The sequence below is a fragment of the Aurantiacibacter xanthus genome (assembly GCF_003584015.1).
Taxonomy (GTDB): domain Bacteria; phylum Pseudomonadota; class Alphaproteobacteria; order Sphingomonadales; family Sphingomonadaceae; genus Alteraurantiacibacter; species Alteraurantiacibacter xanthus.
The window spans coordinates 1-26,323 of record NZ_QXFM01000142.1 but is presented as its reverse complement, the minus strand read 5'-3'; the positions used below and the strand labels follow the sequence as shown (position 1 = coordinate 26,323).

The 26,323-nt window shown below is 66.9% G+C and carries 26 protein-coding genes; 15 read left to right on the top strand and 11 right to left on the bottom strand.

The window, feature by feature from the left end; translation table 11 throughout:
* Positions 1 to 26: 26 nt before the first annotated feature.
* Positions 27 to 776: a hypothetical protein gene (locus D2V17_RS19285; RefSeq protein WP_119594772.1), complete on the bottom strand. Its 750-nt coding sequence runs from the start codon at positions 774 to 776 to the stop codon at positions 27 to 29.
* On the bottom strand, positions 769 to 1,161 hold the full coding sequence (locus tag D2V17_RS19280; RefSeq protein ID WP_119594771.1) for a DUF6152 family protein: 393 nt from the start codon (positions 1,159 to 1,161) through the stop codon (positions 769 to 771). The genes D2V17_RS19285 and D2V17_RS19280 overlap by 8 nt, the downstream gene beginning before the upstream one ends.
* A gap of 76 nt (positions 1,162 to 1,237) precedes the next feature.
* On the opposite strand from D2V17_RS19280, the gene D2V17_RS19275 reads away from it, so the two are divergent.
* From D2V17_RS19275 to D2V17_RS19240, 8 genes are all read left to right on the top strand, one after another.
* On the top strand, positions 1,238 to 1,654 hold the full coding sequence (locus D2V17_RS19275; protein ID WP_119594770.1) for a secondary thiamine-phosphate synthase enzyme YjbQ: 417 nt from the start codon (positions 1,238 to 1,240) through the stop codon (positions 1,652 to 1,654).
* A 75-nt stretch (positions 1,655 to 1,729) separates the two neighbouring features.
* A complete protein-coding gene (locus D2V17_RS19270; RefSeq protein ID WP_119594769.1) occupies positions 1,730 to 2,533 on the top strand; it encodes a transglutaminase-like domain-containing protein in 804 nt (267 codons plus the stop codon).
* 79 nt (positions 2,534 to 2,612) lie between these two features.
* A complete protein-coding gene (gene zwf, locus D2V17_RS19265) occupies positions 2,613 to 4,043 on the top strand; it encodes a glucose-6-phosphate dehydrogenase (RefSeq protein ID WP_119594768.1) in 1,431 nt (476 codons plus the stop codon).
* A gap of 249 nt (positions 4,044 to 4,292) precedes the next feature.
* Positions 4,293 to 6,092 (top strand): phosphogluconate dehydratase, encoded by a 1,800-nt coding sequence (edd, locus tag D2V17_RS19260; RefSeq protein ID WP_119594767.1) that lies wholly within the window; start codon positions 4,293 to 4,295, stop codon positions 6,090 to 6,092.
* Positions 6,092 to 7,066, top strand: a complete 975-nt coding sequence (locus D2V17_RS19255; RefSeq protein ID WP_119594766.1) for a glucokinase — start codon at positions 6,092 to 6,094, stop codon at positions 7,064 to 7,066. The genes edd and D2V17_RS19255 overlap by 1 nt, the downstream gene beginning before the upstream one ends.
* Positions 7,063 to 7,674 carry a bifunctional 4-hydroxy-2-oxoglutarate aldolase/2-dehydro-3-deoxy-phosphogluconate aldolase gene (locus tag D2V17_RS19250; protein ID WP_119594765.1) on the top strand — a complete coding sequence of 204 codons (612 nt, stop codon included), beginning with the start codon at positions 7,063 to 7,065 and terminating at the stop codon, positions 7,672 to 7,674. Before D2V17_RS19255 ends, D2V17_RS19250 begins: the two co-directional genes overlap by 4 nt.
* Positions 7,671 to 10,454, top strand: a complete 2,784-nt coding sequence (locus D2V17_RS19245; protein ID WP_119594764.1) for a phosphoenolpyruvate carboxylase — start codon at positions 7,671 to 7,673, stop codon at positions 10,452 to 10,454. The genes D2V17_RS19250 and D2V17_RS19245 overlap by 4 nt, the downstream gene beginning before the upstream one ends.
* Positions 10,455 to 10,668: 214 nt before the next feature.
* Positions 10,669 to 11,418, top strand: a complete 750-nt coding sequence (locus D2V17_RS19240; protein ID WP_119594763.1) for a L,D-transpeptidase family protein — start codon at positions 10,669 to 10,671, stop codon at positions 11,416 to 11,418.
* Between the two features lie 189 nt (positions 11,419 to 11,607).
* Here D2V17_RS19240 and tilS read toward each other — a convergent pair whose 3' ends face one another.
* The 5 genes from tilS to D2V17_RS19215 all read right to left on the bottom strand — a co-directional run bounded on the left by tilS (position 11,608) and on the right by D2V17_RS19215 (position 17,191).
* Entirely contained in the window at positions 11,608 to 12,552 is a 945-nt protein-coding gene (gene tilS / locus D2V17_RS19235) for a tRNA lysidine(34) synthetase TilS (RefSeq protein WP_245978824.1), read from the bottom strand.
* 4 nt (positions 12,553 to 12,556) lie between these two features.
* Positions 12,557 to 13,522, bottom strand: coding sequence for a tetratricopeptide repeat protein (locus D2V17_RS19230; RefSeq protein WP_119594762.1), 966 nt, complete (start codon positions 13,520 to 13,522; stop codon positions 12,557 to 12,559).
* A gap of 147 nt (positions 13,523 to 13,669) precedes the next feature.
* Entirely contained in the window at positions 13,670 to 14,527 is an 858-nt protein-coding gene (locus tag D2V17_RS19225) for a helix-turn-helix domain-containing protein (protein WP_245978823.1), read from the bottom strand.
* Between the two features lie 128 nt (positions 14,528 to 14,655).
* Complete coding sequence (gene ptsP / locus D2V17_RS19220) at positions 14,656 to 16,932, bottom strand: phosphoenolpyruvate--protein phosphotransferase (RefSeq protein WP_119594761.1); 2,277 nt, start codon at positions 16,930 to 16,932, stop codon at positions 14,656 to 14,658.
* Positions 16,933 to 17,035: 103 nt separating this feature from the next.
* Entirely contained in the window at positions 17,036 to 17,191 is a 156-nt protein-coding gene (locus tag D2V17_RS19215) for a DUF465 domain-containing protein (protein ID WP_119594760.1), read from the bottom strand.
* A gap of 238 nt (positions 17,192 to 17,429) precedes the next feature.
* On the opposite strand from D2V17_RS19215, the gene D2V17_RS19210 reads away from it, so the two are divergent.
* Positions 17,430 to 17,627 (top strand): YdcH family protein, encoded by a 198-nt coding sequence (locus D2V17_RS19210; protein WP_119594809.1) that lies wholly within the window; start codon positions 17,430 to 17,432, stop codon positions 17,625 to 17,627.
* 108 nt (positions 17,628 to 17,735) lie between these two features.
* Positions 17,736 to 18,242, top strand: a complete 507-nt coding sequence (locus tag D2V17_RS19205) for a DUF1465 family protein (RefSeq protein WP_119594759.1) — start codon at positions 17,736 to 17,738, stop codon at positions 18,240 to 18,242.
* Between the two features lie 3 nt (positions 18,243 to 18,245).
* Here the strand turns inward: D2V17_RS19205 and glpK are convergent, their stop codons facing one another.
* Positions 18,246 to 19,721, bottom strand: a complete 1,476-nt coding sequence (glpK, locus tag D2V17_RS19200; protein ID WP_119594758.1) for a glycerol kinase GlpK — start codon at positions 19,719 to 19,721, stop codon at positions 18,246 to 18,248.
* A 34-nt stretch (positions 19,722 to 19,755) separates the two neighbouring features.
* Between glpK and D2V17_RS19195 the strand changes: the two genes are divergently transcribed.
* From D2V17_RS19195 to D2V17_RS19180, 4 genes are read left to right on the top strand one after another with little or no spacing between them, the layout of a single operon-like run.
* Positions 19,756 to 20,628, top strand: a complete 873-nt coding sequence (locus D2V17_RS19195) for an MBL fold metallo-hydrolase (RefSeq protein WP_119594808.1) — start codon at positions 19,756 to 19,758, stop codon at positions 20,626 to 20,628.
* 36 nt (positions 20,629 to 20,664) lie between these two features.
* Positions 20,665 to 21,660: a quinolinate synthase NadA gene (gene nadA / locus D2V17_RS19190; RefSeq protein WP_191229307.1), complete on the top strand. Its 996-nt coding sequence runs from the start codon at positions 20,665 to 20,667 to the stop codon at positions 21,658 to 21,660.
* Positions 21,661 to 21,668: 8 nt separating this feature from the next.
* Positions 21,669 to 22,994: a DUF2254 domain-containing protein gene (locus D2V17_RS19185; RefSeq protein ID WP_119594757.1), complete on the top strand. Its 1,326-nt coding sequence runs from the start codon at positions 21,669 to 21,671 to the stop codon at positions 22,992 to 22,994.
* Between the two features lie 17 nt (positions 22,995 to 23,011).
* Entirely contained in the window at positions 23,012 to 23,899 is an 888-nt protein-coding gene (locus D2V17_RS19180; RefSeq protein ID WP_119594756.1) for an HpcH/HpaI aldolase/citrate lyase family protein, read from the top strand.
* Here the strand turns inward: D2V17_RS19180 and D2V17_RS19175 are convergent.
* Both D2V17_RS19175 and lipB read right to left on the bottom strand, forming a co-directional pair.
* Positions 23,896 to 24,228 (bottom strand): hypothetical protein, encoded by a 333-nt coding sequence (locus tag D2V17_RS19175; protein ID WP_119594755.1) that lies wholly within the window; start codon positions 24,226 to 24,228, stop codon positions 23,896 to 23,898. The two genes, D2V17_RS19180 and D2V17_RS19175, sit on opposite strands and share 4 nt — an antisense overlap.
* A gap of 2 nt (positions 24,229 to 24,230) precedes the next feature.
* The gene (lipB, locus tag D2V17_RS19170) at positions 24,231 to 24,881 is read right to left on the bottom strand and encodes a lipoyl(octanoyl) transferase LipB (RefSeq protein WP_119594754.1); all 651 of its coding nucleotides are present in this window, start codon (positions 24,879 to 24,881) and stop codon (positions 24,231 to 24,233) included.
* A 79-nt stretch (positions 24,882 to 24,960) separates the two neighbouring features.
* Between lipB and D2V17_RS19165 the strand changes: the two genes are divergently transcribed.
* Positions 24,961 to 25,788: a hypothetical protein gene (locus tag D2V17_RS19165; protein ID WP_147367478.1), complete on the top strand. Its 828-nt coding sequence runs from the start codon at positions 24,961 to 24,963 to the stop codon at positions 25,786 to 25,788.
* Positions 25,789 to 25,938: 150 nt separating this feature from the next.
* Here D2V17_RS19165 and arsC read toward each other — a convergent pair whose 3' ends face one another.
* Positions 25,939 to 26,283, bottom strand: a complete 345-nt coding sequence (gene arsC, locus D2V17_RS19160; RefSeq protein WP_119594752.1) for an arsenate reductase (glutaredoxin) — start codon at positions 26,281 to 26,283, stop codon at positions 25,939 to 25,941.
* Positions 26,284 to 26,323: the final 40 nt, after the last annotated feature.

Here is a 26,323-nt window from a genome sequence, read left to right as displayed (position 1 = left end):
TTCGTGGTGAGGGGACGGCTCCCGAGCTATTCCTTCACCGCGCCATATTCCAGCGCAAAGGTCGGATCGCACTCGTAAGGGTAAATGTGCTCGCCCTCGCGCTTTTCCCAGACGATCCAGCGCGCGCCGTTGTTCTCGATCGCAGCCGGGTCGGAGAACCACTGCGTCGCCAGCAGTCTGGAGCCGTCCTCGCTCAACCGATAGCGTTCGACCATCCTGATATCGTCGGTATGGTCGAGCCCGTTGTTGGTGATGGTGCTGGCGGCAATATGATCGGTCTCGATCACCAGATCCCGCCCTTCCCAGTGCCCGACCGAAAAGCCCATCTTCGAATGCGGCAGGCCTTCGGGTGCAGAGCGTCCATCCATGAAGATGAGCCGGGTCTGGTCGAAATACTCGTACTGGAACACGATCAGTTCGGGCGTCTGATGCACCTCGAACGGGAACGGCCCCTGCACCGCATAGACGATGCTCGGCGGCAGGCACACGCGGTCGAGCGTCATGTCATCCTCGCTGCGCCAGGTCTCGGCATGGGCCTTCGCTTCGGGCGTGAGGATCAGGCCGCCGAATTCACCGCTCGGAAACTCGGCCGCCCCGGTATCGTCGATCACCACGGTGTTGGGCGGCAAGGCCGCGACCATGCCGGCATCGGGTTCGCCAGCCGACCACGACAGGCCCCAGAACCCTTCGAAGTTCGGCGCATCCTCCGCCACGGCAGGGGCGGCGGCGACCAGCGCCAGCGGCGCGATTGCGAGCCAGCGCGAGCGCTTAGTCATCGTTGGTGCCAAACCGGCCCCCCACCAGCTTGCCATCGGCATCGCGCACTTCGCCCATGCGGATGTAGCGGCTGCCATCGCGCGCGCGCCAGCCCTTGATCGTGATCACCTGCCCCGGCCGCACGCTCGACCGGGTCCACCCGCGTCGCTGCAAGACCGAGGGGGCGTTGGTTTCCGCGCGCCAGTGCTGAACCTGACCGTCCGGCCCCGTCACGTCGAAAGCGAGCGTGCCGTGCGGATTGGTGAAGCGGAACATGGTGACGGTGCCGCGCAGGGTCACTTCCTGCTTGTCGTCGAAGAACACCGCGAAAGAATGGTGCGCACTGGCGAGCGTGGCGGTCAGCACCGTCGCAAGCGCCAGGGGTGCGAGAAAAAGTCTGCTCATCAAATTACCTCTCGTGAGTAACGATTAAGCATTTTTGACTTTGTCACGCAAGAGACTCCCGCTCTAAACCGGCGGTATGCGACAGCACCAGACCCGCTTCACCATTCCCACCCACGGCAAGGGCCTTGTCGAGATCACCCGCGAGGTGGCCGACTGGCTCGACCAGACCGATATCGAGACCGGCCTCGTCACGCTGCTGTGCCGCCACACCTCGGCCAGCCTGCTGATCAACGAGAACGCCGCCAGCGCCGTCCCGCGCGACACCCTGCGCTGGTTGGAGCGAATTGCGCCCGAAGGCCCGCACTACGAGCACGACGACGAAGGACCGGACGACATGCCCGCACACCTGCGCTCGGTGCTGACCGGGGCCTCGCTGTCGGTGCCGGTTGGCGAGGGTCGCCTGTTGCTGGGAACGTGGCAGGGGATTTTCCTTGCCGAGCACCGCGCCCGCCCGCACAGGCGCGAAATCGTGGCCCATGTCATTGGCGACTAGGAACTTCGCACAAGGCTGGCCGTAAGCATTCAGAGCGCCCGTCCCGCCCCTCTTTCGCGAAAGTCTCCCGAGCCCATGCCGCTGTCGATTTCCGCCCATTTCGGCTTCACCCTCTGGCAGCCGACCGACGTGCTGTTACAGTTCGAGGCAGCCGCCCTGCCCGAACAGCAACTGCTGGCTGCGGACACCTGGATTCCCAAGGCGATGCACACCGCCCGCGTGCCCGCGCAGGACAATATCGGCGACCGCTTCTGGATTCACGCCGAGGGTCAGTGCCGGGTCGACTATACCGCCACGGTCGAAGTGATGCGCCAGATCGGCGAACTGGACCTGATGGGTCGGGTGCCGCCGCGGCTGCTGCCGGGCGAAGCGGTCAAATACCTGTTCGATTCGCGCTATTGCCAGGCCTCCAGCCTGTTCAATCTTGTCGGCAGCGAATTTGCCGGGCTTGAAGGCGGTGCCAAGATCGCCGCGATGCGAGACTGGGTGGCGCAGAATATCGCCTATACCCCCGGCGCGTCGAACGCTTCGACCACCGCGCTCGATACGATCGACGCGAAGGCCGGCATCTGCCGCGACTTCGCCCATGTGCTGGTGTCGCTGGCCCGCGCGGCGGCGATCCCGGCGCGCTATGTCAGCTGCTTTGCGCCGGGCGTCACCCCGCCGGACTTTCACGCCATCGCCGAGGTGTTCCTGGCTGACCCGGACACCCCGCAGGGCGGCACCTGGCAACTGGTCGACGCGACCGGAATGGCCGAACCGGCGCAGACCGCCAAGATCGGCGTCGGACGGGACGCGGCGGATGTCAGCTTCATGACCGTGTTCGGCCCCTCACAATTTGACTTCAGTGAGGTGGCGGTGAAAGAAATCTCCGGCTAGAGCTTGCCTGCCATTGTGCGACGCAGCACTATTGCATATGCCGTTCGCGAACATTGAGAACGTTCTCAACAGGGGATTTATGACCGTTAGGGCTGACACGCTTGTTCTTTTTGGTGCCACTGGCGATCTGTCGCAGCGGATGCTGTTGCCGAGCCTTGCGGCATTGCATGCCGATGGTCTGCTCCCCGAAGATCTGAACATCGTCGGCACGGCGCGCTCGGACATGAGCGATATCGAGTTTCGCAACTTCGCCCGCGCCGCGCTGGAGAAACACCTCCCCGCCGAGCGGCGCGGCCCGCTGGCCGATTTCCTCAACTGCCTGCACTATCAGCCGCTCGACGTGACGACGCCCGAGAACTACGCCGATCTGGCGGAGAAAGTCGGCAAGGACCGGCAGGTGGCGATCTTCCTCTCGACCGCGCCGAGCCTGTTCAAGCCCACCATCGAGGGGCTGGCGGCGCATGGGCTGGCGGGCGAAAACACCCGTATCTGTCTCGAAAAGCCGCTCGGCACCGATCTTGCCACCTCGCGCGAGATCAACGATGCGGTCGCCTCGGCCTTCAGCGAAGACCGGATCTTCCGCATCGACCACTATCTCGGCAAGGAGACGGTGCAGAACCTGATCGCGCTGCGCTTTGCCAATATCCTGTTCGAGCCGCTGTGGAACGCGCGGCTGATCGAGCATGTGCAGATCACCGTCGCCGAGACGGTCGGCCTCGAAAGCCGGGTCGACTTCTATGACGACGCGGGCGCGCTGCGCGACATGGTGCAGAACCACATGCTTCAACTGCTCGCGCTGTTCGCAATGGAGCCGCCGACCCATTTCGACGCCAGCGCCGTGCGCGACGAAAAGGTGAAGGTGCTGCGCGCGCTGCGCAAGATCAGTCCGGGCGAAAGCGTCACCGGGCAGTATCGCGGCGGTGCCAGCGTGGGCGAGATCGTGCCCGGCTATGATGAGGAACTGGGCCGCGACAGCGACACCGAGACCTTCGTTGCGCTCAAGGCGCATATCGACAACTGGCGCTGGCACGGCACCCCGTTCTACCTGCGCACCGGCAAGCGCATGCAGCGCCGCGTGACCGAGATCGTGGTGCAGTTCCGCGAGATCCCGCATTCGATCTTCCCCGGCGCGAAGGTGAAGTCCAACCGCATGGTGATCGGCATCCAGCCGGAAGAAAACATCACCCTCTCGGTGATGGCCAAGGTTCCGGGTATCGAGCAGGAGGGCATTGCCCTGCGCGAAGTGCCGCTCAACATCGCCATGCCCGATGCCTTCTCGGGCAAGGAAAAGCGCATCGCTTACGAGCGGCTGCTGCTCGATCTGGTCAAGGGCGATCAGACGCTGTTCGTGCGCCGCGACGAGGTCGAGGCGCAGTGGAGCTGGATCGATTCGATCCGTCAGACCTGGGCCGAGGAAGACCTCAAGCCGAAGACCTACGGCGCGGGCAGCTGGGGCCCCTCCGCCGCCATCGCCCTGATCGAGCGCGACGGGTCGAGCTGGCATGAGTAGGTTTTGCGCTCATAGGGCCACTGGAGCACAGAGGGTTTTGCGCTGTGATCCCTTGCGCTCGCAGAGGCGCGGAGGCGCAGAGGAGATAGTCCTGCGGCGCAGCCGCTCTCAGATATCAAGCTGCCGTCTGAATCGCAAAACCCGTTTCGTTGATAGCGCCTCCGGCGCGGTGCAGATCCTCTGCGTCTCCGCGCCTCTGCGAGCGCATGAAATTTCCCCTCTGTGCCCCAATGCCTCTGTGAGCCTATAATGACCCATCCCACCATCACCACCGTCACCCAGCGCATTATCGAGCGCTCGAAGCCCACCCGCGAGGCCTATCTCGCGCTGATCGAGCGCGAAGGCGGCAAGGCACAGGACCGCACCATGGTCTCCTGCTCCAACCTCGCCCACGCCTTCGCCGGGGCCGAGCAGGATCAGGAAGCACTCAAGACCAACGCCGGGCCCAACATCGCCGTCGTCTCCGCCTATAACGACATGCTCAGCGCCCACGCGCCCTATTATCGCTATCCTGAGCGGCTGAAGGTTTACGCCCGCGAGGCCGGTGCCACGGCGCAGGTCGCGGGCGGCACCCCGGCCATGTGCGACGGCGTGACGCAGGGCGAAGCGGGCATGGAACTGTCGCTGTTCAGCCGCGACACTATTGCGCAGGCGACCGGTATCGCGCTCAGCCACGCGATGTACGACGGCATGGTGCTGCTCGGCATCTGCGACAAGATCGTGCCCGGCCTCCTGATGGGCGCACTGCGCTTCGGCCACCTGCCCGCGCTGTTCGTGCCCTCGGGCCCGATGCCGAGCGGCGTCTCCAACAAGGAGAAGCAGCGCGTGCGCCAGCTCTACGCCGAGGGCAAGGCCAGTCGCGCCGAGCTGCTCGACAGCGAACTGGGCTCCTACCACAGCCCCGGCACCTGCACCTTTTTCGGCACCGCCAACTCCAACCAGATGATGATGGAGATGATGGGCCTGCACATTCCCGGCGCGGCCTTCGTGCGCCCCGGCAGCAAGCTGCGCCAGCAACTCGACCGCGCGGCAATCCACCGGGTGACTGAACTCGCCAGGGCCAAGGCCCGCCCGCTCGGCCACTGCGTTGACGAGAAGGCGGTGGTGAACGCCGCCATCGGCCTGCTCGCCACCGGCGGCTCGACCAACCACGCGATCCACATCCCCGCCTTCGCCCGCGCGGCAGGCGTGGTGATCGACTGGAGCGACCTTGCCGAACTCTCCAGCGTCGTGCCGCTGGTGGCGCGGGTCTATCCCAATGGCTCGGGCGACGTGAACCACTTCCACGAAGCTGGCGGCATGGGCTACGTAATCCGCGAGCTGCTCAGCGCCGGGCTTGCCCACGCCGACGTACTCGCCTCGGGCGCTGACGACATGGCGACCTATGGCGAGGAGCCGTGGCTCGACGACGAGACGCTCGCCTGGCGCGATCCCGGCCCCTCGGGCGACACCGAGATGCTGCGTCCGGCCACCGAGCCCTTCCTGCCCGATGGCGGCATGCGGCTGGTGGCGGGCAATCTGGGCCGCGCCTGTTTCAAGTCGAGCGCGGTCGATCCCTCGCGCTACACCATTGAAGCCCCGTGCCGCGTGTTCCAGACCCAATCCGCCGTGGCCGAGGCCTTCAAGGCGGGCGAACTGGACCGCGACGTGGTGGTCGTGGTCCGCTTCCAGGGGCCGCGCGCCAACGGGATGCCGGAACTGCACAAGCTGACCCCGCCCCTGGGCGTGTTGCAGGATCGCGGCTACAAGGTCGCGCTGGTGACGGACGGGCGCATGTCCGGCGCCTCGGGCAAGGTGCCGAGCGCGATCCACTGTTCGCCCGAGGCACTGGGCGGCGGCCCGCTCAGCCTGCTGCGTGATGGGGATGTGGTGAAGGTGTGTGCGGTGACGGGCGAACTTTCGACCACTGCCGATCTCTCCACCCGCACCCCGGCTCCTGACCCTGAACCCGAAGACGGCACCGGGCGCGAGCTGTTCGCGATGTATCGCCTGCTGGCCGACGAGGCCGAAAAGGGAGCGTCGCCGATGCTGGCTGCGGCAGGCCTGTAATGGATCTCGTTGCAGTAGACATCGGCGGAACCCACGCCCGTTTCGCCCTCGCCAGCGGCGCGGGCGGCACCATCACGCTCGAAGAGCCGGTCACGCTCCATACCGAGGATCACGCCAGCTTCCAGACCGCCTGGGAAGACTTCCGCCACCGGATGGGTGGCACGCTGCCGCGCAACGTGGCCATCGCCATTGCCGGTCCGGTGCAAGGCGAGGTGATCCGCTTCACCAACAACCCGTGGATCATCCGCCCCGCGCTGGTGCGCGAGAAACTCGACGTCGACAACTATGTACTGGTCAACGATTTCGAGGCCGTGGCCCATGCCGTCGCCCGCGCGCCGGAGGATCAGTTCCTCCATCTCGCCGGGCCGGAGGGGCCCCTGCCCACCAGCGGCACGCTGAGCGTGCTCGGGCCGGGCACCGGGCTCGGCGTGGCGCACCTTTACCGTGACGGATCGGGCCATACCCATGTGCAGGCGACTGAAGGCGGCCACGCCGACTTCGCCCCGCTCGATGCCATAGAAGACACGCTTGTCGCCCGGCTGCGCAAGCGTCACCGCCGCGTCTCGGTCGAGCGGGTGGTGTCGGGCCCCGGCATCGTCGACATCTACGCGACGCTCGCCGCGATGGAAGGCCGCGCGCTTGCCGAGCAGGACGACGTCACGATCTGGACCGCCGGCATGGAACACCGCGACAGCCTTGCCGAAGCCGCCATCGATCGGTTCTGCCTCTCGCTGGGCGCGGTCGCGGGCGATGCGGCGCTATGGCAGGGTGCCAGCGGCGTCGTGATCGCGGGCGGGCTCGGCTATCGCCTGCGCGACCATCTGCCACGCTCGGGCTTTGCCGAGAGATTTCGCGCCAAGGGCCGCTTCGAAAGCCTGATGGCGGCGCTGCCCGTCAAACTCATCACCCATCCTCAACCCGGCCTGTTCGGCGCAGCTGCCGCCTTCCTTCAGCGCCACGGAGACCTCTCATGAGCCAAATCGAAACCATCATGCGCATGGCGCCAGTCATCCCCGTTCTGGTGATCGATGACATCCATCAGGCCCGCCCCATCGCCGAAGCGCTGGTGGCCGGCGGCCTCAAGGTGCTCGAAGTGACCCTGCGCACCCCCGATGCGCTGGAGGCGATCACGCGCATGAACCTCGTGCCCGGCGCGGTCGTCGGCGCGGGTACGGTGACCAACAAGGACCAGCTCGATGCCGCGCTTGCCGCAGGCGCCGAGTTCATCGTTTCGCCCGGCCTTACCGAGGCCCTCGGGCAGGCGGTGAAGCGCTCCGGCGTGCCCTATCTCCCCGGCATCGCGACGCCGAGTGAGCTGATGACGGGGCTGGACCTCGGCTTCACCCACTTCAAGTTCTTCCCCGCCGAGGCCAATGGCGGCATCCCGGCGCTGAAGGCGCTCACCGCCGTGTTCGGCCAGTGCAGGTTCTGCCCCACCGGGGGCATCTCGGCCAAGACCGCGCCCGACTGGCTCGCCATCGAGCGGGTCTTGTGCGTGGGTGGCAGCTGGGTCGTCCCCAAGGGCGCCACCCCCGCCGAGATCGAGGCTCTGGCCCGAGAAGCTGCGAGCCTGGCTGGATGAGCGAGGCCCTCACCTCCGTCTCCGCCCTCACCGCCCGCCTGCAAGACCTGCACGAGCACACCGGACAGACCCCGCTGTTCAATCCGGTGTTCCAGCTCTCGCTCGACCTCTCGCGCCAGCTCGAGGCGGGCGAGCTGAGCCTTGCCCAATGCGAAGCGATGATCGCCGAGCTGGAAGTCGCCGCGCTGCAAAACCGCTGTGTGCGCATGTCCAGCTTCGTCGCCCCCGTCGCGCAGGACGAGAACACCAAGGCACTGCAAGCCAGCTTCGACAGCCCCACCTTCGCCGCCTTCAAGGAGCGGTGGGAGCGCCCGCAACTCCACGCGGTGTTCACCGCCCACCCGACCTTCCTGCTCTCCCCCAAACAGACCGCAGCGCTGGCCGATTGCGCCTCTGGCGCGGGCACAATTGATGCAACCTGCGTTGGCGAGCCGCGTCCGCAGGTCACGCTGGCTTACGAGCATGACCGCGCGATGTTCGCCATCGCCAATGCGCAGGATGCACGTGACAAGGTGGTCGCCACCTTGCTTGGCCATGCCGCACAGCAATGGCCCGGCGACTGGCACGATCTGGCCCCGCTGCCGTTCCGGTTCGCGACCTGGGTCGGCTATGACATGGACGGGCGGACCGACATCACCTGGTCGAACTCGATCGGGTTCCGCCTCGCCGAAAAGGCCGAGCGGCTGGCGCGCTATGTCGCGCAGCTGGAGGGGATCGACGCCAAGCACCCGCTGCTGTCCGAACTGGTCCCCGCGCGCGACTATGCCGCCGAGCGGGCGCAGGACTTCGCCGCCGACCTCTCCGAACCGGCCGCGCTTTCGGTCGCCGCCAACCGGCTCACCGCTTCCGACCCGCGCAAGCTGCTGTCGCTCAAAGGCATGATCGCACAGCTTGAGGCCGAAGCGCGCGCAGCCGATCATGACCGCGCTATCGCCTTGAAAACGCTCGCCGCCGCCATGCGCGCCGACGGGCTCGGGATGGGCTGGATCCACTTCCGCGTCAACGCCAAGCAGCTCCACAACGCGATCCGCCGCCGGGTCGACCCCGAAGGCAGGATCGACCTCGCCAGCAAGGGCGCCATGGTCCACCTGCGCAAGGCCATTGCCGAGGTGAAGCCGCTGCGCTCGAACTTCGGCGCGCTCGCGATCGAGGCCAGCACCGCCACCCGCCAGTTCCTCGCCATGGCGCAGATCCTCGCCCATATCGACGCCGACGCCCCGATCCGCATGCTCATCGCCGAATGCGAAGAGCCCGCCACGGTGCTCGCCGCGGTCTATTTCGCCAAGCTGTTCGGGATCGCCGACAAGGTCGACTGCTCGCCCCTGTTCGAGACCGAGACCGCGCTCGAACACGGCGGCCGCTTCCTTGACGAACTGCTCGCCGAGCCCGAATATCAGGACTATGTCCGCAAGCGCGGGCGCGTCTCCATTCAGGCGGGCTTTTCGGATGCCGGACGCTTCGTCGGCCAGCTTCCCGCCAGCCTCGCGATCGAGCGTCTGCAAGGCCGCCTCGCCGAGGCGATGGACGCCAATGGCCTCACCGATGTCAGCGCGCTGATCTTCAACACCCACGGCGAAAGCATGGGCCGCGGCGCGCACCCCACCAAGATGGCCGACCGGCTCGACTGGGCGCTCTCGCCCTGGGCCAAGCGCCGCTTCGTGCGTGCCGGGATAGCGCTTGAGCCCGAGGTCAGCTTTCAGGGCGGCGACGGCTACCTGTGGTTCGCCACCCCCGAGCTGGCGCTGGCCATGCTCACCCGCATCGCGGTGCTGCGCCCCAACGACACCGATGCCGATGTCGCGCCCGACGAGTTCTATCGCCGCACCGACCTCAGCCTCGATTTCTACCGCGCGATCAAGGAGCACCAACGCGACCACCTCGAAAGCCGCACCTACTCGCGCGCGATCACCGCTTTCGGGCTCGGCCTGCTTAACTCGACCGGCAGCCGCGTCAGCCGCCGCCAGAGCGACCTCAACGCCGACCGTGACATGAGCCTGCGCCAGATCCGCGCGATCCCGCACAATTCGATCCTCCAGCAGCTCGGCTATCCGGTCAACGTGATCGCGGGCGTGGGCGAAGCGGCGGAGGGCAATTACGAGGAAATCGCCGCGCTGCTGCGCGAAAGCCCGCGTGGGCGCGAGCTGATCCGGCTGGTGCGCGCCGCCAATGGCCTTGCCAGCGTGAAGACGGTCGCCGCTTTTGGCGAGCTGTTCAACTCGGCCTACTGGGCGAGCCGCCCCTATCGCGGCACCGAAACCCACCTCACCGACGCCTGCGAGGCGCTGAGCGAATACCTCGTGAAGGACGACCGTGCGGGCGTGTTCCGGCGGCTGGCGAGCCGCTTGCGGGTCGATGCGATGAAGCTGCACCGGCTGCTCGCGCTGATCCCCGAGGAAGACCCCGACCCGGCCCGCGAGGAGAAGCGCCGGATGATCGGCGCGGCGCAGGCGCTGCGGCTGGCCTTGCTGCAACACATGTTCCTGCGCGCGGTCAGCGTGCCGGTGTTCAGCCGCGCCAACGACGTCAGCCGCGACGACGTGCTGGAGATGGTCTTCACCCTGCGCGTGGACGAGGCGCTGGCGCAGCTCAGGCGGGCCTATCCGGTGAGCTTCCCGCAGATCGACCAGTTCAACCTCACCGAACCCACCGACTGGCCCGAAAACACCGACCACGGCTACGAGGCGATCCACCGCAATTTCATCGAGCCGATCGACGCGGCGCACAGCCTCTCGCTGCGGATCACCACGGTGATCGCCAATGTGTTCGGGGCGCATGGATAGCACTCGCTCCTAGGGCGGAATGCCATAAAAAGCCCTTCCCCTCGGGGAAGGGTTGGGATGGGGGGGCCACGCCAGCGCTGTCGAGCCGCCACCCCCAACCCCTCCACAAGGGGAGGGGAGCAAGGTGGCTCGGGCTTTGCCTTCGCCCTCCTCAGCACGAACGGATGGCGAGCAGCACTGGAAATATTTACCTCCCTGCCCCATTACCTCGTGCATGAACGCAAGCGTAAAGTGGATAGGCGGCGTGAGCCTCGTGCTGGTGGCAGTGATTGCGCTGCTGCTGGTGGCCGGTCGCTCGCTTGAGCCCAAGGAAGTGCTCGATGGCTGGCTGACGCGCGAGGACGTGCTCGCCGACAGCCCCGCAACGCCCGCCGCGAACGCTACTGCCGTGGCCGATCCCACCGCCGATTATGACGGGTTCGATCCGGTCGATCCGCAGGCGCGGGCCGAGGCCGAGCGCGCGCTTGCCGCCGCGCCCGACTACGATCCCAACGATCCCTTCGTCATCAAGCGCGTGCTGCCGATCGAAGGGCCGATCCGCTATGGCGAGTGGCACTGGGACGACGCGGGCGTGCCAGATGGCCCGCTGCGCATCACGGTCGATCTTCAGGCGCGCGTGATCAGCGTGTTCCGCGCCGGCTACGAGATCGGCGCGGCTGCCGCGATGCTGGGCACCCCCGCGCACCCCACCCCTACGGGTGTGTTCCCGATCCTGACCAAGGAGCGGCACAATGTTTCCGAGAAATACGGCAATGCGCCGATGCCCTGGACGCTGCGGCTGACCTGGGACGGCATTGCCATCCACGGCGGCAGCGAGGTCGAGCGCGGCTATGCCAGCCATGGCTGCATCGGGGTGCCGGATGCCTTTGTGTCGAAGCTCTACGATATTGCGAAGGTCGGCGATGTGGTGATCGTCACCGATGGTGTGCGGACCGGTGTGGGCGGTTCGCTGAAGACGGGGTGAGAGATGGGGTGAGAAACTCCGCTCGTCCTGAGCTTACAATATGCCTAAAACCCCTGTCCGTTCGTCCTGAGCTTGTCGAAGGACTGTTTTTCCTTCCGCCCCATGCACCTGATCAAAGATAAGGGCGACCCTTCGACAAGCTCAGGGTGAGCGGGTGTTGGAATTAGCTCAGGACGAGCGAGGTTTGATTCAAGCCCGCCGCACCGGCTCCAATCCAAGCACCCATTCGCCGCGCTTCACCCGCGCCAGCACGCCCGCGACATTGCCGCCCTCGCCCGCTTCCAGCTTCATCAGCAACCGCGCCACATCGCCGCCGCGTGGCCTGCCGCCGAGTTTTTCGAGCACCCGCGCCAGCAGCCGCCGGTTCATCTCGCGCGCGGCCACCGGGGTAATGACATAGCCCGACCCCTCGGCCCGCACCGCCTGCGGCCACAGAAGATCGGCATAGGCCTCGACCGCCTCATAGGCCTCGGCAAGAATGCTGGCCGAGCGGGCAATCGCCAGCGGATCGAGCCAGTCACACGCGGCAAGGTTCTGGCGCATCGCCACGCGGTCGAAGCGCGGATCGTGGTTGGAGGGATCGTGCACGACCGCCTCGCCCGCCACCACCTGCGCCAGCTCGGCGCGGCGGAAGTGCAGCAGCGGGCGGATGACCGCGCAATCGAAGCCACTCGGCTGGTTGCGCTCGCGCACCCCGGCAAGGCCCGCCACGCCGCTGCCCCGGTTGAGCCGCATCAGCAGCGTTTCGGCCTGATCGTCGGCATGGTGCGCGGTGGCGACGGCGGCAAGGCCCTGCGCATCGGCCCAGCCACACAGCGCCGCATAGCGCGCGGCCCGAGCCTCGGCCTGAACGTTGCCCTCGCCCACCCGTATGGCGAGCACCTCGCAGGCAATCCCGCGCTGCGCGCAAGCCGCAGCGACCAGCGCGCATTCGTCCGCCGCCTCCGCACGCAGGCCATGGTTGACCGTGGCGACCGCAAACCGGCCCGGAATCGCCGCGTGCGCGAGCAGCAGCATGGCCATGGAATCGGGCCCGCCAGACACCGCAAGCCCGATCTGGCGCCCTTCGGGATTGAGCCGCCCCAGCGCCTCACGAAACCGCGCGACCAGTTCGGGCGGCACAGCTTCGCTCACCGGCTCAGTTGCAGCTTACGCGGCCCTTCAGCCCGTCGTACATCGTCTGCAACCGGCCCGTCGCCAGCGCCGGATAGGTGTCGCCGAACTCGGCAAGCGCGATACAGGCGCGGCGGGTGTCGTCGAGCTGGATCATGCTCTCGGCCAGATACAGCAGACTGTCGCCGGCGCGCGCACCCTGCTTGTCGGACTGGTAGTTCTCGAAGAAGTGCGTCGCCGCAGTGCGCGGATCACCGGCATCGAGGTAGGCGCGGCCAAGCAGGTTGCGGCCATAGGAGATCATCCGGTGGCTCGGATACTTCTCGATATAGAGCGCCAGCTGCTGCTGCGCCTCGGGGTAGTACTTGGCCTCCCACAGGCGAAAGCCGTAGGTGTACTCGTCCTCACCCATATCGCCGGTGGCGGGTTTGGAAATGGCCTGCACCCCGGCCAGACGCGCGGCGCTGGGGCCGCTGGTGCCCGAGCCGGGAACCGCGATCACGCCGCTCGGCTGGTTCGACGCCGGGGCCGGGGCCGGCGTCGGGCCCGGAGTGGGCGTCGGCGTCGAGATCGGCGCCGGGGTTTGCAGCGCGGGCTGGGTCGAGGGGGTGGTCACCGCCCGGCCCGCTTCCATCGCCGCCACCCGCTGGGTCAGCGCATTGAGCGCGTTCTCGTTAACCTCGGTCGCGGCGGTCAGCCGGGTCAGCTGGGTTTCGATCGCCGCAATGCGCGCAAGCACATCGGTCATCGCACTGCTCGAAATGCCGGGCGTGGGCGTGTTGGCATTGTTGCTCTGCGGCGTGATCTCGGGTTCGAAGAACCGCTGGTCACCGCCGGGGAACACGGTGCGCTGAAGCGCGCGCAACTGGGCCTCGATGCGCTCAAGCCGCGCGTCGACCTGCGCCGCTGCCGGAGTGCTCACAACCATGGCCAGCGCCACCGCGCCGCTCATCATCAGGCCGTGTCGTGCCCGTGCAATCTGCTGGATCATCGTGCTTGCTTATCCTCCTGCCTCGATGTCGCCCCCGCTGGATCAGATGCCAGCCTTAACCAAGATAGGCGATTAACCACTACGGGAAATAGGCCAGGAGCCCTAATCCCCGGTCAATCGCCAGAGCCTGCTTCGGCTCGTGAGCCGTTAGCGCGGGGTTGCCGCGCTGGCTGGTTCCGCCTGCGCCTGAGCCGACGCCTGCGCGCCCTGCCCGCGCGCCAGCAGCGCAGCGGCGCTGAACGGCTGGTTCATCATGGTGCGCATTTCGTCCGCCAGCTTGGGCACCGCCTTGCCGCCGATCGTGATCGCCAGCAGATCGGGCCGCGCGGTGGAAATCTGCGGGTTTTCCGCGTCGGCAGGTACGGTGTAGCTCTCTCCCTCGGCGAGGATCGCTTCCTTCAGCACGCGCCCCTCGCCATCGGCGATGCGGACCCAGGCCTCGCCCTCGGCGGTGATGGCAACCTCGCCGCCGGCATCGGGCACCTGCGCCGCCGCCTGCTCGGCCGCGGCACTTGCCGCCTGCTGCGCTGCTTCCTCGGCCTGTTCCTGCTCGACCAGCGAAGGCAGATCGGCGGCCGGGGCAAACAGCTGCCGGGCAAACACGAACAGCCCCGCCAGCAACAGCACCACGGCGAAAACCGAGAACCACAGCAGCTTGCGCCCCGGCGCACGGGCGGGATCGCCCGGCTCGAACGTGGCGTTATAGCCCGCGTGATCGACCCGTTCCTCGCCCATTTCGGCGCGGACCTGATCGGCCACCGTCTCGGGGTCGAGACCGACTTCCCGGGCATAGGTCTTGGCGAAACCGATGGCGTAGATCCGGCCTGGCAGCAGGTCGAACTCGCCCGCATCGAGATGCTCGATATGGCGCACGGAAATGCGCGTGGTCATCGCCATATCTTCCACCGACTTGCCCTGCGCCTCGCGCGCGGCGCGCAACTGAGCGCCGACGCCAGCGGGCGGCGTCTCGTGGACGGCCTCGGTCATCTCTTCGTCTTCTGTCATTATCCTACCTGCGACCCTTGGGGCTTCGCACAGCCTGGCGGCCCGGACCAACCGTTACCCCAAAAGAAAGACAAGCGTGCGGCAAGTCAAGGGACGCCCCCAGCAAAATCAGGGCATTTTTTAAGACCCTACTCGAATTCGACCCCTTGCTCCTGCGCCCAGTCACGCAAGGCGGCACGCATATCGGGCGGAGGATGGGCCAGCCACTCGTCCATCCGCACCGACAGGGCGCGGGTGTCAATCGTGCTGATCAGCTCCTTGAGCGGCCCCACCGCGGCCGGGGTGATCGACAGGCGGCGCAGGCCGATCCCGATCAGCGCCAGCGCTTCCAGCCGCCGTCCGCCCATCTCGCCGCAGACCCCGACATCGACCGGCCACGGCGCGCAGGTCTTCACCACACGGGCGAGGAACCGCAGAATCGCCGGGCTCAGCCAGTCGTACCGCTCGGCCAGTGCCGGATTCGAACGGTCGGCGGCGAACAGGAACTGGGTGAGATCGTTGGTGCCGATCGAGACAAAGGCGATCCGGTCGAGCAGCAGGTCGAGCACCTCGGCGAGCGAGGGCACCTCAAGCATGACGCCATAATTGATCTTGCTCGGCAGCTGGTGCTTGCGCATCCGCAGATAGGCGACCTGATGTTCGAACACCTTGCGCGCCTCGTCGAACTCCCACGGCTCCGACACCATCGGGAACATCACGTTCAGCTCGCGCCCCGCCGCCCCTTCGAGCAGCGCGCGCGCCTGCGCCTTGAGCAGCCCCTCGCGCTCCAGCGAGAGGCGCAGCGCGCGCCAGCCCATGGCCGGGTTCTCGTCTTCCTCGCCGGTCTTGTTGACGAGATAGGGCAGGCTCTTGTCGCCGCCGATATCGACGGTGCGGAAGATCACCTTTTTGCCCTTGGCCGCCTCCAGCACCTCGCGGTAAAGCCGCGCCTGCCGCTCGCGCGCGGGCAAGGCGGCGGAGACGAGGAACTGGAACTCGGTGCGGTAAAGACCGATGCCGTCCGCCCCGGTCATGCCCAGCATCGCCACATCGTCGCGCAGCCCGGCGTTCATCATCACCTCGATGCGCACGCCGTCCTTCGTGCGCGGCTCGACGTCGCGCAGCTTGGCATAGCCCGCGCGCCGCTCGCGGCTGCGGGCGAGACGCTCCTCGAAGGCGTCGGACACGGCCTGCGTCGGGCGCAGCGTGACCTGCCCGGTGTCGCCATCGACCAGAATTTCATCGCCCTCGCGCACCAGCCCGCGCAGGTTCCTGAGGCGGCCCACCACCGGAATGCCCATGGCGCGCGCCACGATCACCACATGGGCGGTGAGCGAGCCTTCCTCCAGCACCACCCCGCGCAACCGGCGCTTGTCGTATTCGAGCAGTTCGGCGGGGCCGAGGTTCTTCGCGATCAGGATCGAATCGCCGGTCAGCCCGCTGGTCGCCGCCGTGCCGACCTTGCCCGAGACGATCCGCAACAACCGGTTCGACAGGTCTTCCAGATCGTGCATCCGGTCGGCCAGCAGCGGGTCCTGAATCTGCCGCATCCGCATCCGGGTGCGCTGCTGCACCCGCTCGATCGCGGCCTCGGCGGTAAGGCCGGAATCGATCGCCTCGTTGATGCGGCGGCTCCACCCCTCGTCGTAGGCGAACATCTTGTAGGTTTCGAGCACCTGCTCGTGCTCGCCATCGACGCCGAATTCGGCCTGGGTCGACATCTGCTCGATCTGGTCGCGCATCCGGTCGAAGGCCTGATAGACCCTTTCGCGCTCGGCCTCGATATCCTCGGCCACGGTCTGCTCGATATGGACGCGCGGCTGGTGGAACACCGCCTTGCCGCGACTAAGGCCCTTCACCAGCATCAGGCCGTTGATCTGCGCCTGCCCGGTCTGCGCGCTGCTCGCCCCGTCGAGCTGCTCGCCATCGACGAGGCCTGCGTTGTTGATCAGCTCGGCCAGCACCATGGCGACCGTCTGCAGCGCTTCGATCTCCACCTCTTCGTAAAGCCGGGGCTCAACATGCTGCACCGCCAGCACGCCAATCGCCCGCTCGCGCCGCACGATCGGCACGCCCGCGAAGGAATGGAACCGTTCTTCGCCGGTTTCGGAGCGATACTGGAATTCGGGGTGGATGGCCGCTTCTTCGAGGTTCAGCGTCTCGATATTCTTGGCGATGGTGCCGGTCAGCCCCTCGCCCACGCCGAGCCGGGTGACGTGGACGGCCGCCTGATTGAGCCCGCGCGTGGCGAACAGTTCGAGCATGCCCTCGCGCAGGAGGTAAATCGAGCAGACTTCGCTATCGAGCGTCTCGCCGATCACCTCGACCACGTTGTTCAGTTTCGCCTGCGCGTGGGTGCGCGCCGCCATCACCTCGTGCAGCCGGGTAAGAATCGTGCGGGCAGCGGAGGCGGCGGACAAAGGCATGACCGTCAGGCCTATAGCACGAACGCGAAAATGCAAATCGGCGCGCGGCTGCTCCGGCAATAAAAATCGTGCCGGTGCAGCGCCGCGCGCCGCTTACGGGCTGTCAGTGCAGCGCGATTTCTTCTTTCAGCTTGAGCTTGGCTTTCTTGAGGTCCTGAACGAGCGACGCATCGGGCGACGGACGGCTCATTTCTTCCTTGAGGCGACGGTCAAGGCCTTCGTGCTTTTGCTGAAGCGCACTGACATGGGAAGATTGCATAGGGCTGTTCTCCTTTCGCCATGGCCGACAAGGGGGTCGGCGCAGTTTGGACCGCGCGGAAAACCCGCCTCAATCGGCCGACTCAGGGGAGCCGGGAGATGCGAGGCGAGCCGCGCAATTGTCATCAAATCACAATAGTCCTAAACGGACAATTACGCGTTGCGGCGAAGCGGTAGAACGCAAGGATATGTCGCCCATCGCACAGGAGGAACGCTTCGAGGATGGCCAGGATTGCCGCATGACGGAAGAAGAAATGCGCAAGGCGCTTGCCATGCTCCAGGTCGAGCATCGCGACCTCGATATTGCCATATCCGCGCTCACCGAAAGCGGCGGCCCCAACCTGTTGCAGGTGGCGCGGCTGAAGAAGCGCAAGCTGCGCCTGAAAGACCAGATCGCCGCCATTACCGACTATCTGACGCCCGACATCATCGCCTGAACCTTTCGGCAAAAACCGTGCCCCGGCGGGACAGGTCGCGGCTTGTTGGAAAAACGCGCCAAACCTTACTGGCGCTGCCGCCACCGCGACGCTAGCTGTTCAGGCGTTATGCGAACCGCTCCCACCGTTACGCCCGCCATTCTCGAGGCGCTCTATGAAGAGGCGCTGTGCCTGACCGAAGCTGCCCGTGCCGAGTTTTCGATGACACGCACCACCCACACGCCCTTGCGAGCGGTGCGCAATGCCGGCGGCCCGGCGGCTGTGAGCGATAAACGCACGAGCGAGCGCATGGCCCTGTCTTGCGAGGCCTTGCGGACCACCACCCGGCTGATGCACGCCATGGCCTGGCTGCTCAACTTCCGCGCCTATTTCAACGGCGAGCTGGACGCGTTCCAGCTGCGCCGGTTCGGCCGTCTGCCCGCGGCGCAGCCGGCAAGCTCGGCAGAAGAGCTGGCCGCGCTGAGCGCACCGGCCCGGGCCGTGGTCGAGGCGAGCTGCATTTTCTACGCACGGCTGGCCCGGCTCGACCGGGCGTTCTACCGTGATGAGGAGACCGCGTCTCCCACGCTGGAGCACCTTCACAGCCGCATCGGGCGTGCCTTCGCCGCCGGCTAGAGGTCACACTTTCGCCAGCGCCCGTTCCCAGTTCGCCAGCCGCATGGCGCGGGTGGACGGGGCCATCTCGGGCGTGAACCTGTCTGCCGCGCCCGTCATCGCCGAGACCGCATCGGCCAGCGTGCCATAGGCTCCGCAGCCCAGGGCCGCGAGGATCGCCGCGCCCAGCGCCGTGGTCTCGACGAACTGCGGGCGGGTAACGGGCAATTGCAGAATGTCGGCGATGTCCTGCGCCATCCAGTCGTTTGCCGCCATGCCGCCGTCGATCCTGATGCCGCGCCAGCGTGCGCCGTCGGCGGCGAAGGCGGCGGCGAGGTCGCGGGTCTGGTGCGCCATGGCCTCCAGCGCCGCGCGCACCACATGGGCCTTGCTGCTGGCAAAGCTGAGCCCGGTGATACTGCCCCGCGCCTCGGGTAGCCAGTGCGGCGCGCCAAGGCCCGAGAGCGCAGGCACGACCACCACCCCGCCGCTGTCGGTCACGCTGCGGGCGAGCGCTTCGGTCTCGCCCGCGCTGGCGATCAGGCCGAGCCTATCGCGCAGGTACTGGATCAGGCTCCCCGCAACGAACACCGAGCCTTCGAGCGCATAGGTCCGCGCGCCGTCGATTTGGGTGAGGACGGTGCCGAGCAGGCGGTTGTCGGAGTGCGGCACCTCAGCGCCGGTGCTGGCGAGGATGAAGGCGCCGGTGCCGTAGGTCGCCTTGGTCGCGCCCGGTTCGAGACAGCCCTGCCCTATTGTCGCGGCCTGCTGGTCGCCGGCCATGCCGCAGATCGGGATCGCCTTGCCGAACAGCTCGGGCGTGGTTTGCGCAAGGGCTCCGGCGCAGTCGACTACCACTGGCAGCGCGGTGATCGGAACGCCGAACAACTCGCACAGCCCCTCGTCCCACGTATCACCTTCGAGCGGGAGCAGCAGGCTGCGGCTGGCGTTGCTGGCATCGCTGACATGGGCCCTGCCGCCCGAGAGGCACCACACCAGCCAGCTTTCGACCGTCCCGAAAGCCAGCGTCCCGCGCTCCGCCGCCGCGCGCACCTCGGGCACATTGTCGAGCATCCAGCGCATCTTGGTGGCGGAGAAATAGGGGTCGAGCAGCAGACCCGTCTTTTCGCGCACCCCCTCCTCGTGCCCACGCGCCTTCAGCTGCGCGCAGAACTCCGAGGTGCGCCGGTCCTGCCACACGATAGCGCGGGTGAGCGGCTCGCCGGTCTGCTTGTCCCAGGCGACCACGGTTTCGCGCTGGTTGGTGATGCCGATGGCGGCGATGCGCTCGGCCCCACCAGCCTTGGCCACCATCTCGCGCGCGCAGGCGAGCGTCCGGTCGCGGATCTCGGCGGCATCGTGTTCGACCCAGCCATCGCGCGGATAGAACTGCGTAAGGTCGGCCTGCGCGGTGCCGCTCGGCTTGCCATCCAGCGTGAACAGCATGGCCCGCGTGCTGGTGGTGCCTTCGTCGAGAACGCAAATATACTGGTCGCTCATGGCAATCCGCCTCCGTTGTGGCCATATGGCGGGCATGTCCCTGCCCCCGCAAGCCCAATGGCCGACCGGCGACGTCGAACAGCTTGAGCCGCTGGTCGCGCGCGTGCTCGCGCCCAATGCCTCGCCCTATACCTACACCGGCACCCAGACCTATCTCGTGGGCACCGGTGAGGGCCTCGCGGTGATCGACCCCGGCCCCGCCGATCCCGCCCATCTCGAAGCGCTTACCCGCGCTATCGGCGAGAGTCCGGTGGTCGCGATCCTGTGCACCCACACCCACCGCGACCACTCCCCCGCCGCCGCCCCGCTGGCGCAGATGACCGGCGCGCCGATCATCGGTTGCGCGGCGCTGCATATCTTCTCCGACGAACCGCGCGTCGATGCCCCGTTCGATCAGGACTATGCGCCCGACCGCGCGCTAACCGAGGGTGAGCAGGTGACCGGCCCCGGCTTCACCCTCACCGCCGTCTCCACGCCGGGGCACACCTCGAACCATCTGTGCTATGCGCTGGAGGAGACCGGCGCGCTGTTCACCGGCGATCACGTGATGGGCTGGTCGACCAGCGTGGTGGTCCCGCCCGATGGCGACATGGCCGACTACATGGCCAGCCTCGACAAGCTCTACGCCCGCGAGGACCGCATCTATTACCCCGCCCACGGCCCGGCGGTCGAAAAGCCCAAACAGCTGGTGCGCGGCATGGCCGGACACCGCCGCGCGCGCGAGCGGCAGATCGTCAAGCTGCTCACCGAAGAAGCCCGCCCCATCGCCGCTTTGGTGCCGGTGATGTACAAGGGCGTATCCGAAAAACTCTGGCCAGCGGCGGGGCAAAGCGTACATGCCCACCTGATCGATCTGGAACGGCGCGGCATGGCCACGCGTTCAGGTGACATCTGGGCAATTGGCTGACAAACAGCAACCCAAACAAGCAGTGAGGATTCGCCCATGAGCGAAGTGAAGACCATTCCCGCCGGGACCGACCTGATCGAAGAGATCAAAGCCTTGCGCAAAGAGCGTAATGCGGTGATCCTCGCGCACTACTACCAGAAGCCCGAGCTGCAGGATCTGGCCGATTTCGTCGGTGACAGTCTCGAACTGAGCCGCAAGGCCGCCGAGACCGATGCCGATGTAATCGCGTTCTGCGGCGTGAAGTTCATGGCCGAGACCGCCAAGATCCTCAGCCCCGAGAAAATCGTGGTGTTGCCCGATATGGAAGCGGGCTGCTCGCTTGAGGATAGCTGCCCGCCCGAGAAGTTTGCCGCCTTCCGCGCGCGCCATCCCGATCACATTGCGATCACCTACATCAACTGCTCGACCGAGGTGAAGGCGCTCAGCGACATCATCGTCACCTCGTCCAGCGCCGAGACGATCCTCCAGCAGATCCCGAAGGACCAACCGATCATCTTCGGCCCCGACCGGCACCTTGGCGGCTGGCTCAGCCGCAAGTTCGACCGCGAGATGCTGCTATGGCCGGGCGTCTGCATCGTGCACGAAGCCTTCAGCGAGACCGAACTGCTCAAGCTGATGGCGCAGCACCCCGGCGCGCCCGTAGCCGCGCATCCCGAGTGCCCGCCCGCGATCATCGACCATGCCGATCATGTCGGCTCGACCAGCTCGATCCTCAATTTCGCGCGCGATTTCCCGGGCGACACGCTGATCGTGGCGACCGAGCCGCACATCATGCACCAGATGGAAAAGGCCCTGCCCGAGAAGACCTTCATCGGTGCGCCGGGTGCCGACGGCAACTGCAACTGCAACATCTGCCCCTACATGGCGCTGAACACGCTTGAGAAGCTCTACGTTGCGCTGCGTGACCTCGAACCGCGTGTCGAGATCGAGGAAGGGCTGCGCTTGAAGGCCAAGGCCAGCCTCGACAAGATGCTGGAAATGGCCAGCGCCTCGGTTGGCAAGGGCGATCTGGGGCCGGTCTCGGCTGGCTGAAAAGAGCCATGAAAGCCGATCTGCGCTGGTTCTGGGCCCGCCTGACGGCCAACTACTGGTTCTTCCCCTCGCTGTTCGCGATTGGTGCGGCGGTGCTCGGCTTTGTGTGCGTGGCGATTGATCGCTCGGGGCTGGTCGAAGGCCTGACCGACGAGAAATGGCTGATCGCCGCGCGCCCCGAAAGCGCGTCGAACATGTTGCAGGTCATCGCCGGGTCGATGATCGGGGTCGCCTCCACGGTGTTCTCGATCACGATCGCGGCGGTCGCCTATGCCAGCGGCACCTACGGCCCGCGCCTGCTCACCAACTTCATGGAGGACAAGGGCAACCAGCTCAGCCTTGCAACCTTCATCGGCACCTTCGTCTATGCCCTCACCGTGCTGCACACCGTGCGCGGCGAGGACGAGACCCCCGCCCTTGGCGGTGCGGGCGATGCCCTGCCCGGCTTCGTGCCGCAGCTCTCGCTGCTGGTGGCCTATGCGCTGATGGCGCTGTCGGTCGGCGTGCTGGTCTACTTCCTCAACCATGTGCCCTCGGCCATCCGCATCAACAAGGTGCTGCACGATATCGGCCGCCGCCTGCTCGGCATGGTCCGCGACGATTTCCCCGAACAGGCCGCTGCCGAGCCGTCGCAGGCGCGCCCCTCGGGCGAGCCGCTGCTGGCCGAGCGCACCGGCTATGTGCAGCTGATCGACTTCGAGGAAATGCTCGGCGTGATGCGCGAAGGCGGCGGCAGCTTTGCGCTGTCGGTGCGGACGGGCGATTTCGTCCATCCGGGCATGGCGCTGGGCGAAATCTGCGAGACCGAGGCGAGCGATGAGCTGGCCGGGCAGCTGCGCGCCAGCTTCACCTTCGGCTTTGCCCGCACGCCCGAGCAAGACCCGCAGTTCCTGATCGACGAACTGGTCGAGATCGGCCTGCGCGCGCTGTCACCGGGGATCAACGACCCGTTCACCGCGATCACCGCGCTGCACTGGCTGGGCGCGGCCACCGCCGAACTGGGATCGCGCAGGCTCGACAAGATGCTGCGCGACGATGGCGACGACAAGGACAAGGCCTGCGCGATCTATCCGCTGCCCGACGATTTCGCGCACTATGTGAAGCGCGGCTTCGGCGCGATCTCCAGCGCGGTCGCCACCAGCCCCATCGCCACCGAAGTGATGTTCGACACGCTGCGCCACTGCGCCGATGCACTCGCTTCGCCCGAGCGGCGCGCGCTGCTGGCACGGCAGGGATCACGGCTGCACGATCAGGCGCGCGAGGCCCTGCGCGGCCCTGACCTCGCCGAGGTCGAGGTGCGCTATACCAAGTTCGCCCGGTCGTTCGCCGACTAGAAAGGAGCAGTCCCGCCATGCCGATCCGATCCTGGCTGTTCGTGCCCGGCGACAGCGAGCGCAAGCTGGCCAAGGCCGCCGGTGCCGGAGCCGATGCCGTGGTGATCGACCTGGAGGACGCCGTGCCCGAGGCCGCCAAGCCGAAGGCCCGCGAACTGGCGTTGCAGTGGCTGCACGTCCATCGCACCGAGCTGACCGCCGGCCCGCATCTGCGCCGCTGGGTGCGGATCAACGCGCTCGACACGCTGCACTGGCGCGATGACCTTGCCGCTGTCGCGCCCGCCGCTCCGCACGGGATCGTTGCCCCCAAGGTCACATCGCCCGAGCAACTGCGGATGCTGGCGGCAGAGCTTTACGAGCTGGAGCAACGCGCCGGACTGCCGAGCGGCCAGATCGCGATCATGCCGATGCTCGGCGAAAGCGCGGCGGCGGCGCTGGCGATTCCCGCCTTTGCCGATCCCGGCTTCACGCTGAACCGCCTCGCGGGCTTTGGCTGGGGCTCGGAAGACCTTGCCCGTTCGGTCGGCGCGCAGCGCAAGCGCGACGAGGCTGGCCGCTGGACCGACCTGTTCCGCCATGTCCGCACACAGGTGCTGCTCACCGCCGGAGCCAAGGAAGTGGCCGCCATCGAGACCATTCATGCCGACTTCCGCGACCTCGACGCGCTGGCGCGGATCGCGGGTGAGGCCTGCGCCGATGGCTTTTCGGGCATGCTGGCGATTCACCCGGCGCAGGTGCCGGTGATCAACGCCGCCTTCACCCCCAGCGAAGAGCAGATCGCCCGCGCCCGCGCCATCGTTCAGGCCTTCGCGCAGCAGCCTGAGGCCGGTGCGCTCCAGCTTGATGGCGCGATGATCGAAAAGCCGCACCTGGCGCAGGCGCGGCTGTTGCTGAGCCGCTGCTAGTCCGCCGCTTCGTCTGCGGCGGGCGCTGCGTCCGCTTGCGCAGTCTCGTCAGCGGTGCCGTCGCCAGCCGGTTCGCTCGCGGTGTCCGTCGCCGCTTCGGTTGAGGGCGCCGCACTCCCGCTCGCGCCGCTCTCGACCGCATGCGGCGCGGTGGAACGCAACTGGTCGAGCGGCAGCATGTCGTCGGAGATCGTGCCTTCCAGCACCTCGCCGCTCACATTGCTTTCGTCGATGGCGCTGTCGTCGGGCTCGCCCTTGAACAGGTCGCAGGCCGTCAGCATGGCGCAGGCGACGACGAGCAGGCTGGCAGTCAGGATCGGTTGGCGCATGGTCACTCCGCAGCGTCGAGCGCAGCAAGGAACTCCCCGCTGCGCGCCCGCAATGCCTCATCCCATAGCTCGGGCGCAAGCGGCTTGCCCAGCCTTTCCATGCTGGTGACGCCGTATTCCGAGATACCGCAGGGCACGATGCCCCCGAAGTGCGACAAGTCGGGCGACAGGTTCACCGCCAGCCCGTGCATCGTCACCCAGCGCCGCACGCGTACGCCGATGGCGCCGATCTTGGCCTCGCGCCCGTCGATATCGTGGGTCCAGATGCCGATCCGCTCGGGCACGGCGAAAGCCTCGACCCCGAAGTCGCCGAGCGTGGCGATCACCCAGTTCTCGATCCCGTGGACGAACCGGCGCACGTCGCGCCCGCGCCGGGCGAGGTCGAGCAGCACATAGGCCACCCGCTGGCCCGGCCCGTGGTAGGTATACCTCCCGCCGCGCCCGGTCTCGACCACGTCGAAGCGCGGGTCGACCAGATCGGCGATGTCGGCGCTGGTTCCGGCGGTGTAGACCGGCTCGTGTTCGAGCAGCCAGATCAGTTCGCCCGCCTCGCCTGCGGCGATGGCGCTGTTGCGCGCTTCCTGCTCGGCCAGCGCGGAGCGGTAGGGGATCGGCGCATAGGATTGGCGCCATTCAATCGGCTGAAAGCTCATAATCGGGTTTGCGTGCCGCTTGCCGATGCGCTTATCAAGCCCCCGCTGCGATTGTGGCCGCGAATAAGAGGATCAAGTGATGAAATTCGACATGGGGGCAGCCTGGGACGAGGCGGTTGCAATGATGGCAGCCAATCGCGAGGTGCTGGCGATCGTCGCCGGGATTTTCTTCTTCCTGCCCTCGCTGCTGCTGGCGATTTTCGGCCCGGACCTCAACGCGATGATGGCCGGCGACCTGAGTTCGGCGGAACAGGTGGAGCAGATGGGCGAACAGGTCATGGCCGCCTATTCCGATAGCTGGTGGATCTTCGCGATTGCGACCCTTGCCCAGATGATCGGCTATATCAGCCTGCTGGCGCTGCTGCGCGACAAGGGCCGCCCGACCGTGGGCGAGGCCATTGCGATGGGCGCGAAGGGCCTGCTGCCCTCGATTGCCGCCTACCTTATCGTCACCATCGGCCTGTCGGTGCTGTTCGTGATCTTCGTGGCGCTGGCGGCGGTGAGCGGCGTGGCCGCGCTAGCGGCGGTGGCCGTGCTGCTTGCCTGTGTGGTCATGGTCTACGCGATGATCAAGTTTTCGCTCGCCGCGCCGGTGATCGCCATCGAGAAGGTCACCAATCCGATCACCGTGCTGAAGCGCAGCTGGCATCTGACGAAGGGCAACTCCGTGCGTATCCTGCTGTTCTTCATGCTGATCTTCGTCGTCTATATGGTGGTCTCGATTGTCGCCGGGCTGATCCTGGCCGGGCTTGTCTCGGCGGTCGGCAGCGAGGCGGGCAAACTGATACAGGGCGTGGTCGGCGGCCTGCTGGGCATGGTCGCCACGGTGGTGGTGGTGGCGGTTCTGGCCGCCACCCACCGCCAGCTTTCCGGCGGCAGCGCCTCGGCCAGCGATACCTTCGCCTGAAGTCTGATGACATTGCATTGACCCATCTTGCTCCCCTCCCCCAGGGGAGGGGCTTGGGGGTGGGGGCTCGGCGCTGGCTGGCGTAGAACCCCCACCCCAACCCTTCCCCAAGGGGAAGGGCTTTACGAGTAAATGCTCTGTCATCCCGCTCTAGAGGATCTCCTCGACCCGCTCCTTGGGCCGGCACAGGCGCACGCCCTTGTCGGTCTCGACCAGCGGGCGCTCGATCAGGATCGGCTCGGCCACCATGGCATCGAGCACCGTATCGGCATCGGCATCGGGCAGGCCGCGCTCCTCGGCATCGGTGCCCTTGAGGCGCAGGCCTTGCGCGGGCGTGATCCCGGCATCGGCATAGAGTTGCGCCAGCTTCTCACGGCTCGGCGGGGTCTTCAGATATTCGATCACCTCGACCTCGACGCCGTCACGCTCCTCAAGGATGGCGAGCGTGTTGCGCGAGGTGCCGCACCTCGGGTTGTGCCAGATCGTAGCCTTCATTCTGTCGGTCCTTCTTCGTCACTAACCAGCGCCGGGACCG

What these genes read in the sequence shown, in the direction of transcription:
- edd (WP_119594767.1), top strand. Translation starts at nt 4,293, where the DNA reads ATGACCCATCCCACCATCACCACCGTCACCCAGCGCATTATCGAGCGC.
- ptsP (WP_119594761.1), bottom strand. Translation starts at nt 16,932, where the DNA reads ATGCCTTTGTCCGCCGCCTCCGCTGCCCGCACGATTCTTACCCGGCTG.
- zwf (WP_119594768.1), top strand. Translation starts at nt 2,613, where the DNA reads ATGACCGTTAGGGCTGACACGCTTGTTCTTTTTGGTGCCACTGGCGAT.
- D2V17_RS19240 (WP_119594763.1), top strand. Translation starts at nt 10,669, where the DNA reads ATGAACGCAAGCGTAAAGTGGATAGGCGGCGTGAGCCTCGTGCTGGTG.
- D2V17_RS19250 (WP_119594765.1), top strand. Translation starts at nt 7,063, where the DNA reads ATGAGCCAAATCGAAACCATCATGCGCATGGCGCCAGTCATCCCCGTT.
- D2V17_RS19280 (WP_119594771.1), bottom strand. Translation starts at nt 1,161, where the DNA reads ATGAGCAGACTTTTTCTCGCACCCCTGGCGCTTGCGACGGTGCTGACC.
- D2V17_RS19230 (WP_119594762.1), bottom strand. Translation starts at nt 13,522, where the DNA reads ATGATCCAGCAGATTGCACGGGCACGACACGGCCTGATGATGAGCGGC.
- D2V17_RS19210 (WP_119594809.1), top strand. Translation starts at nt 17,430, where the DNA reads ATGACGGAAGAAGAAATGCGCAAGGCGCTTGCCATGCTCCAGGTCGAG.
- arsC (WP_119594752.1), bottom strand. Translation starts at nt 26,283, where the DNA reads ATGAAGGCTACGATCTGGCACAACCCGAGGTGCGGCACCTCGCGCAAC.
- D2V17_RS19205 (WP_119594759.1), top strand. Translation starts at nt 17,736, where the DNA reads ATGCGAACCGCTCCCACCGTTACGCCCGCCATTCTCGAGGCGCTCTAT.
- nadA (WP_191229307.1), top strand. Translation starts at nt 20,665, where the DNA reads ATGAGCGAAGTGAAGACCATTCCCGCCGGGACCGACCTGATCGAAGAG.
- D2V17_RS19285 (WP_119594772.1), bottom strand. Translation starts at nt 776, where the DNA reads ATGACTAAGCGCTCGCGCTGGCTCGCAATCGCGCCGCTGGCGCTGGTC.
- D2V17_RS19275 (WP_119594770.1), top strand. Translation starts at nt 1,238, where the DNA reads ATGCGACAGCACCAGACCCGCTTCACCATTCCCACCCACGGCAAGGGC.
- D2V17_RS19165 (WP_147367478.1), top strand. Translation starts at nt 24,961, where the DNA reads ATGAAATTCGACATGGGGGCAGCCTGGGACGAGGCGGTTGCAATGATG.
- D2V17_RS19245 (WP_119594764.1), top strand. Translation starts at nt 7,671, where the DNA reads ATGAGCGAGGCCCTCACCTCCGTCTCCGCCCTCACCGCCCGCCTGCAA.
- D2V17_RS19185 (WP_119594757.1), top strand. Translation starts at nt 21,669, where the DNA reads ATGAAAGCCGATCTGCGCTGGTTCTGGGCCCGCCTGACGGCCAACTAC.
- D2V17_RS19225 (WP_245978823.1), bottom strand. Translation starts at nt 14,527, where the DNA reads ATGACAGAAGACGAAGAGATGACCGAGGCCGTCCACGAGACGCCGCCC.
- D2V17_RS19215 (WP_119594760.1), bottom strand. Translation starts at nt 17,191, where the DNA reads ATGCAATCTTCCCATGTCAGTGCGCTTCAGCAAAAGCACGAAGGCCTT.
- D2V17_RS19270 (WP_119594769.1), top strand. Translation starts at nt 1,730, where the DNA reads ATGCCGCTGTCGATTTCCGCCCATTTCGGCTTCACCCTCTGGCAGCCG.
- glpK (WP_119594758.1), bottom strand. Translation starts at nt 19,721, where the DNA reads ATGAGCGACCAGTATATTTGCGTTCTCGACGAAGGCACCACCAGCACG.
- D2V17_RS19195 (WP_119594808.1), top strand. Translation starts at nt 19,756, where the DNA reads ATGTCCCTGCCCCCGCAAGCCCAATGGCCGACCGGCGACGTCGAACAG.
- lipB (WP_119594754.1), bottom strand. Translation starts at nt 24,881, where the DNA reads ATGAGCTTTCAGCCGATTGAATGGCGCCAATCCTATGCGCCGATCCCC.
- D2V17_RS19180 (WP_119594756.1), top strand. Translation starts at nt 23,012, where the DNA reads ATGCCGATCCGATCCTGGCTGTTCGTGCCCGGCGACAGCGAGCGCAAG.
- D2V17_RS19255 (WP_119594766.1), top strand. Translation starts at nt 6,092, where the DNA reads ATGGATCTCGTTGCAGTAGACATCGGCGGAACCCACGCCCGTTTCGCC.
- D2V17_RS19175 (WP_119594755.1), bottom strand. Translation starts at nt 24,228, where the DNA reads ATGCGCCAACCGATCCTGACTGCCAGCCTGCTCGTCGTCGCCTGCGCC.